Annotated in this window: 1 protein-coding gene; it reads left to right on the top strand. The window is 43.3% G+C overall.

The genetic code is table 11. From position 1 onward, the window contains the following. Positions 1 to 107: 107 nt before the first annotated feature. Positions 108 to 1,433 (top strand): ISNCY family transposase, encoded by a 1,326-nt coding sequence (locus tag ACX1N5_RS15685; protein WP_458803568.1) that lies wholly within the window; start codon positions 108 to 110, stop codon positions 1,431 to 1,433. Positions 1,434 to 1,482 lie beyond the last annotated feature (49 nt).

The raw sequence follows: 1,482 nt of genomic DNA, 5'->3' as shown, positions 1-1,482 counted from the left end.
TGTAAGCCCCAAATAGAAATGTCCGGTTTCTCCAAAGTAAAAATGTCCGCTTTTAGAATATGCGCTTTTGCGATTATCGAAGCGGACGGTTTGATATGTTGGTGTCTATGTCGGATAAAGAACTTAAACGATTGTCGGTTTTGCAAGAAATCTGTGATCAACGCATAACGCAGTCCCAGGCTGCTCAGCTACTTCATATTTCAGAACGTCAGATCAGACGCTTATTGCAAAAATACAAAGCTCAAGGCCCAGCTGCATTAGCACATGCTGCACGTGGTCAAATCAGCAATTCAAGGCTTCCTGAAGAGCTTAGACTTAAGTGCCTCAATCTTGTCGCCAATCAATTCCATGGTTTCGGACCAACTTTAGCCCATGAAAAGCTGACAGCTGTTCATGGCTTCAATATTTCAGTAGAAACACTCCGTTCCTGGATGATTGCAGCTAATTTATGGATTCCTCGCTCCAAGCGCCTCAAACGCCCATATCAGCCTCGATATAACCGGGATTGTTATGGTGAGCTGATCCAAATCGATGGCTCTCACCATGACTGGTTCGAAGGACGCGCTGCTAAATGCTGTCTGCTAGTATTTATTGATGATGCTACAGGCAAATTGCAGCATTTACGCTTCTGTGAATCAGAGTCAGCCTTTGACTATATGATTTCAACACGCTTGTATGTCGAACAGCACGGTAAACCGTTGGCGTTTTACAGCGACAAGCATTCAGTGTTTAGGGTGAATCAAAGCAGTAAGAAAGACACCAAGGTTACCCAGTTTGGACGCGTACTCAGTACCCTCAATATCGATATCATCTTCGCTAACTCACCACAGGCCAAAGGACGTGTTGAACGGGCCAACAGAACCTTGCAGGATCGCCTGATTAAGGAGATGCGGCTAGAAGGCATCTGCTCAATTGCCGAAGCCAATGCCTGGCTGCCCTACTTTATTGAACAATTTAATCGTAAATTTGCCAAGATGGCTTTTAATCCCAAGGATCTACACCGTGATGTCACCGAAACCGCTGAGGAATTAGATGATATTTTTACCTGGCGTGAACCCCGCAGAGTCAGCAACAGCTTAACGATCACTTATGATAAATGCGTATATCTCCTAGAGAATACAGAAGAAAATCAGAGGCTAATCGGTAAATATCTTGAGTTTCTAGAATACCCAGATGGTACGGTAGCTATTGCCTATCAGGGTCGAAAAATCAATTACAGCATCTTTGATAAATTAAGTCAGCTGAACCAGCGAGAGATCGTTGAGAATAAACGTTTGAACTCTGTACTGGCGCATATTCAACAGCAGCATGAGGAATTAGAACAACAAAACAAACGCAATCGTTCTCAAAGAATGCCAAGTAGACGTGCACAGAAAACAGCGGTTCAACAACGAAATCTGAATCCTGTGCTTGACTTGGAAATGTCTGTATAGGACATTTCTATTTGGTTTTAAGGTAGGACATTTCTACTTAGGAATAACA

Source organism: Acinetobacter sp. ANC 4636, from assembly GCF_054454555.1.
This window is presented reverse-complemented; position numbering and strand designations above follow the sequence as displayed.